Annotated in this window: 7 protein-coding genes; 3 read left to right on the top strand and 4 right to left on the bottom strand. The window is 68.4% G+C overall.

All coding sequences use genetic code 11. The features are described 5' to 3' along the window. Positions 1-377, bottom strand: a 377-nt coding sequence (locus A5702_RS11120) for a DUF222 domain-containing protein (protein ID WP_156669568.1), incomplete at its 3' end; no start/stop codon positions are given. Positions 378-483: 106 nt separating this feature from the next. Further along, positions 484-1,914 (bottom strand): FAD-binding oxidoreductase, encoded by a 1,431-nt coding sequence (locus tag A5702_RS11115; protein WP_068220634.1) that lies wholly within the window; start codon positions 1,912-1,914, stop codon positions 484-486. Between the two features lie 295 nt (positions 1,915-2,209). Here A5702_RS11115 and A5702_RS11110 point away from each other — a divergent pair, with 295 nt between their 5' ends. Then, the gene (locus A5702_RS11110) at positions 2,210-2,716 is read left to right on the top strand and encodes a DUF732 domain-containing protein (RefSeq protein ID WP_068220631.1); all 507 of its coding nucleotides are present in this window, start codon (positions 2,210-2,212) and stop codon (positions 2,714-2,716) included. Between the two features lie 41 nt (positions 2,717-2,757). On the opposite strand, the gene A5702_RS11105 is transcribed toward A5702_RS11110, so the two are convergent. Together A5702_RS11105 and A5702_RS11100 are read right to left on the bottom strand one after the other, a co-directional pair. After that, entirely contained in the window at positions 2,758-3,039 is a 282-nt protein-coding gene (locus A5702_RS11105; protein ID WP_055405320.1) for a DUF3017 domain-containing protein, read from the bottom strand. After that, entirely contained in the window at positions 3,036-3,881 is an 846-nt protein-coding gene (locus A5702_RS11100) for a bifunctional methylenetetrahydrofolate dehydrogenase/methenyltetrahydrofolate cyclohydrolase (RefSeq protein ID WP_068220629.1), read from the bottom strand. The genes A5702_RS11105 and A5702_RS11100 overlap by 4 nt, the downstream gene beginning before the upstream one ends. A 39-nt stretch (positions 3,882-3,920) precedes the next feature. On the opposite strand from A5702_RS11100, the gene A5702_RS11095 reads away from it, so the two are divergent. Both A5702_RS11095 and A5702_RS11090 read left to right on the top strand, forming a co-directional pair. Next, a complete protein-coding gene (locus A5702_RS11095; protein WP_068220627.1) occupies positions 3,921-5,129 on the top strand; it encodes an NADH:flavin oxidoreductase in 1,209 nt (402 codons plus the stop codon). Positions 5,130-5,199: 70 nt separating this feature from the next. Next, the coding region (locus tag A5702_RS11090; RefSeq protein WP_197506544.1) for an FHA domain-containing protein at positions 5,200-5,658 on the top strand (459 nt) is incomplete at its 3' end.

The raw sequence follows: 5,658 nt of genomic DNA, 5'->3' as shown, positions 1-5,658 counted from the left end.
AGGGCGCCGTCGCGTTGAGCGGCGGCCGTCGCGGACAGGATCGGCGCTAACGGTTCGCCGGTCAGCCCGTGCCGGGGCCCCAACTCGATCGCCTCTTTGACCCGCCTCGACGCCTCGGCCCGGCTGATCAGCGTCGCCTCGGCGATCGCCTGCGGCAGCGTGCCGCCCAGCTCCTCGGCGGTGGCCTGCCGACCCAGGGTGTTGATCACCGGATGCTCGAGGGCCGGCAGCTGCCGGCGCACTTTTTCGCTGCGCTCGAGCATCGCCAGCTGTTGGTGAACGTTCAAAGCGTCCACCGGTAGTGCGCGGACGCGAGCCAAGACGGCATCGAGATCGTCGAACACCGCGTCGACGTCTGGATGACCGCTTGGACTCATACCCCCGAACCTAACGACCCCCACCGACAAAAACGCGCCCGAAAATCGCCATAGATTCACACTCGCGCAAAAACTTTCGCGCGGGAGCGGCCGGGGCTGCAAACGGCTAGAAGTTCAGCCCCGAGTACATGACCCGATTCGGGTCGTACTTCTGCCGCACGGCCGTCAGCCGCGACAGATTCGAGCCGAAGTAGCGCGCCGGCGCGCCATTGGGCTCCAGGTAATTGACGTATCCGCCGACCGAGATCTGTTGCACCGCTTGATGCGCGGAGCTCAGCCAGGTGTTCGCGGCGGCGACCTGGCCGCCGGACGGTTCGACGTACCACTGCAGCACGGCCGCCTGGTTGCGCCACGGGAAAGCGGTGTCCCCGGCGGCCACGTCCGCGGCGGCGCCGCCGAGCGGGTCGACGAGCACCGACGCCTGCCCCGCCCCCGACGGCCACTGCCCGATCGCGGTCGCAATGGCATGTGCCGCAGCGGAATCCACCGGCCCGATGACGTCGGAACCGGCCAGGAACGCGCGGGCCGGCGGATTGGAGCTGCCCCCGGCCAGGTACATCACCAAATCCGAGCGATTCATCGTCTTGTTCATCACGGACGTGGGCGCCACCCCCACCGCGGTCTTGATCGCATCGACCACGCCCGCGCCCTCACCGCCCGGGCAGAGCGCCAGCACGTGGCAATTCGGCGCCGAACCGATCATCAGATCGACTATGCCCCAGGTGTTTCGGTCCGCGGCGCTCAGCCAGGACTGCCAACCGACGAGCACCTGGGTGGCCGACGCCGGCGGGAAGTCGAGCCGCACCACGTCGCTGTCGGAGGTCGCGAAGGTGGAGAACGTCATCGACGTGGTCACCCCGAAATTGCCGCCCCCTCCGCCGCGAAGCGCCCAGAACAGATCGGGGTTGTCGTTGGCCGAGGCGGTCACCACGTCGCCGCTGGGCAGCACCACCGTGGCCGACTGCAGCGCGTCACAGGTCAGGCCCGCGTGCCGGGTATCGGGCCCGATCCCGCCGCCCATCGCGAGGCCGGCGATGCCGACGTTCGGACAACTGCCGGTGGGGATCGCCCGGCCGGCACTTGCCAATGCCTGGTGGATCGCGTACAGGGTGGTCGCGGGGGTGACGGTGACAGTGTTGCCGTCGAAGTTGGGCGCGCCCGGGAGCCCCCGCAAGTCCAGCACCAAGGTGCCGTTGGCACTGGACGCGCCGATGTACGAATGCCCTCCCCCGCGCGGGGCGACCTTGAGATTGTTGGCCGTCGCGAACGCCACCGCCTTCTGCACATCCGCCTGCGACGAAACCGTCACCACCGCAGCGGGATTGGAGCTGTCATAGAACGAGTTGAAAACCTTTTTGCTGGTGGCGAATTGGGCGCCGTTGGCGGGCAGCACGACGCTGCCGCCGATGGAGGACGCCAGCCCGCCCCAGCCGGCCGCGGGGTCCGCGGCGGCGCGCGCCGGGCCCAAAACCGCCCCGGTCGCCAACATTCCGACGGCGCCGCGCAGAAACGTCTGGCGCGAGATGCGGCCCTGCATCAAGGGGTCAAGCGGACGGCTGCGATTCGTCGTCATGTGCGGAGATTCTTAAACATTTCACACGCAAAAGCCCGGTCTGGGCGCCCGTGTCAAGATCACAGTGTGGCTTCGATCCGCCGAAAAGCGTGCCGAGCGCAGACCGCCCAATAATCGACGTCGCGGCCGCGGCCGACTCACAAAACGCTTATTGTGCGAACCTTTATCCCACCGTGTCGCAAACGTGACAGTGATAGCTCAGAGTTCTCAACGTGATTCGAGTGCTTTCTGCGCACTCCACGATTGCGGGGGAGGCTGCATGAAGGCACTGGCACGAACGAACCGATGGATCTGGCTGTTTCGGAACCAGCCCCTGACCGTTCGTCTGCTCGCTGCCGCCGCCGGCCTGCTCACCGCGGCGTCGGCGTTCGCCGCCCCGGCCGGCGCGGACAACCCCGACGACAACTTCATCGACGCGCTCAACCACGCCGGCATCGACTTCGGCGAGCCCGGAAACGCGATGTCGGTGGGCCAGTCCATCTGCCCGATGCTTGCCCAGCCGGGCGGCAACTTCGCCGCGGCCGCGTCCAGCGTCTCCGGCCGGGGCATGTCGCCCATGATGGCGCGCATGTTCACCACCATCGCGATACAGACCTACTGCCCGGAGCAGATGGCGAACCTGGCCAACGGCAACCTGTCGGTTCCGCAGATGCCGGGAATGCCCGGGCAGGTTCCCGGCGTACCCGGCATGACGGGCGGGCAGATCCCCGGCATGGCTGGACAAATCCCCGGCGTGGCGGGCCAGTATCCCGGCATGGCCGGGTAGATGCCCGGCATACCGGGGCGGATCCCGGCGGCGCCGGGTATCTAACCGGTACCCAGCGGGTCGATGGTCCACGCGATGTAGACCATCGCGGCCGCGACCGTCGCCGTGGTGACGAAGTCAATTCCCTTGCTACGCACCACCAAAAGGCCGGACCGCTCGTCGGACAGCACCAATCTCAGCGCCGCCGCCAGGCCGACACCGATGCCGATCAACAGTGACCCGCGGCGCCAGAAGTTGGCCCCCACCAGCGCCAGCGCGGTCGCGAAAGTCAAGCCCACCAGCAGAATTGGCCACTGGGCCCGGACGAGCGACCTCGCGCTCATTGCCGCTCGGCGAGTTCGACGACGTTGGTCAGCAGGAACGCCCGGGTCAACGGGCCGACACCGCCGGGATTCGGGGACACGTGGCCGGCGACCTCCCACACGTCGGGGTGCACGTCGCCGACCAACCCGTTGTCGGTCCGGCTGACCCCCACGTCGACGACCGCGGCACCCGGACGCACCATGTCGGCGGTCAACATGTGTGGCACCCCGACGGCGGCCACCACGATGTCCGCCTGCCGGGTATGCGCGGCCAGATCGCGAGTTCCGGTGTGGCACAACGTCACCGTGGCGTTCTCGGAGCGGCGGGTCAGCAGCAGGCCCAACGGGCGTCCCACCGTCACACCCCGGCCGATGATGACCACATGCGCGCCGGCGATCTCGACGTCGTAGCGGCGCAGCAGGTGCACGATCCCGCGAGCGGTGCACGGCAGCGGCGCCGCAACGCTGAGCACCAGCCGGCCCAGGTTCGTGGGGTGCAGGCCGTCGGCGTCCTTGTTCGGGTCGACCCGCTCCAGCGCCGCGTTCTCGTCCAGATGCTTGGGCAACGGCAACTGCACGATGTAGCCGGTGCAATCCGGGTTGGCGTTCAGCTCGTCGATGGTGTCGTGAAGCGTCGCGGTGCTGATGTCGGCCGGCAGGTCCCGGCGGATCGAGGTGATGCCGACCTTGGCGCAGTCGGCGTGCTTGCCCCGGACGTAGGCCTGCGACCCCGGATCGTCGCCGACCAGGATGGTCCCCAGCCCGGGCGTGCGGCCCGACGCGGTCAGGGCGGCCACTCGTTCTTTGAGATCGACGAAGATTTCGTCGCGGGTGGCCTTGCCGTCCAGTGTGATTGCGCCCACGCCTGACAGTCTGGCATGCCTTGCCGTTAGGCTCCCGATATGTCTACCCCTCCGGACGTGTTCAGCCCGGCCAAGCTGGGCCCGATCACGCTGCGTAACCGCACCATCAAGTCGGCGACCTTCGAGGCCCGCACGCCCGACACCCTGGTGACCGACGACCTGATCGAATACCACCGGCTGCCCGCCGCCGGCGGCGTCGGCATGACCACCGTCGCCTATTGCGCCGTCTCCCCCGGCGGCCGCACCGAGGGCAACGGGATCTGGATGCGCCCGGAGGCGGTGCCCGGCTTCCGTAAGCTCACCGACGCGATCCACGCCGAGGGCGCGGCGGTGAGCGCGCAGATCGGCCACGCCGGGCCGGTGGCCAACGCCAAATCCAACAAGGCCAGGGCGCTGGCACCGGTGCGGTTCTTCAATCCGATCGGGATGCGGTTCGCCAAGAAGGCGACGCGCGACGACATCGACGACGTCATCGAGGGGCACGCCAACGCCGTCCGGCTGGCGATCGAAGCCGGCTTCGACGCGGTCGAAATCCACTTGGGCCACAACTACTTGGCGAGCTCGTTTTTGTCCCCGCTGATCAACCGGCGCGACGACGAGTTCGGCGGGTCGCTTGAGAACCGGGCGAAGGTGGCACGCGGCATTGTGATGGCCGTGCGCCGCGCGGTGGAAAAGGAGGGCACGCCGATCGCGGTCACCGCAAAGCTCAACATGACCGACGGGGTGCGTGGCGGCATCTCCACCGAGGAATCGCTGACCACCGCCAAGTGGCTGCAGGACGACGGCGGGCTGGACGCGATCGAACTCACCGCGGGCAGCTCACTGGTGAACCCGATGTACCTGTTCCACGGTGACGCGCCGCTCAAGGAGTTCGCCGCGGCGTTCAAGCCGCCGCTGAGTTGGGGCATGCGGATGACCGGCAAGAAGTTCCTGCGCGAGTACCCCTACCGCGAGGCCTATTTGTTGCGGCACGCCAAGCTGTTCCGCGCCGAGCTGACCATGCCACTGATCCTGCTCGGCGGCATCACCAACCGGGAGACGATGAACCTGGCGATGGCGGAGGGGTTTGACTTCGTCGCGATGGGCCGGGCGCTGCTGGCCGAACCCGACCTGATCAATCGGATCGCGGCCGACGGCGCCGCGCACAGCGTGCATTCCGCGTGCACGCACTGCAACAAGTGCATGGCCACCATCTACACGCGTACCCAGTGCGTGGTCACGGGCGCCCCCGATCTGCTAGCGCGGTGACGAGAGCGGGCCCCCGAACGCACATTTGGGCCTCAGGGTGGCCTTGGGTTCACGAGATACAGTTGGTTCGATGAGTGCACCAGCCGCCCCCGTGCTGACGGTTCGTCATGACGGGTCAGAACGCACCTTTGCCGCCGGCCACGACGTGGTGGTGGGGCGCGATCTGCGCGCCGACATGCGCATCACCCACCCGCTCATTTCGCGCGCGCACCTGCTGCTGCGGTTCGACCAGGGCCGGTGGCTGGCGATCGACAACGGTTCGCTCAACGGCACTTTCGTCAACGGTCGGCGGGTGCCGGTGGTCGAGATCCACGACGGTCAATGCCTCAACATCGGGAACCCGGACGGGCCGCAGCTGATGTTCGAGGTCGGCCGGCACCAAGGGATGGCCGGGCGCCCACCGCAAACCGAGTCGATGGGCATCCCGATGGCGGCCCAGCCGTCCGGCGCGGCGTGGTCCGCCTCGCCGGCGGGCCCGCCCGTCGCGGCCCCACCCGGTCCCCCGCCCGGGCCGGCGGTGGCCCGGGTG

It is taken from the genome of Mycobacterium sp. E3339 (assembly GCF_001666915.1).
In the GTDB taxonomy this organism is placed as follows: Bacteria; Actinomycetota; Actinomycetes; order Mycobacteriales; family Mycobacteriaceae; genus Mycobacterium.
The sequence above is the reverse complement of the archived record's forward strand: the minus strand, read 5'-3'. Positions and strand labels throughout refer to the sequence as shown.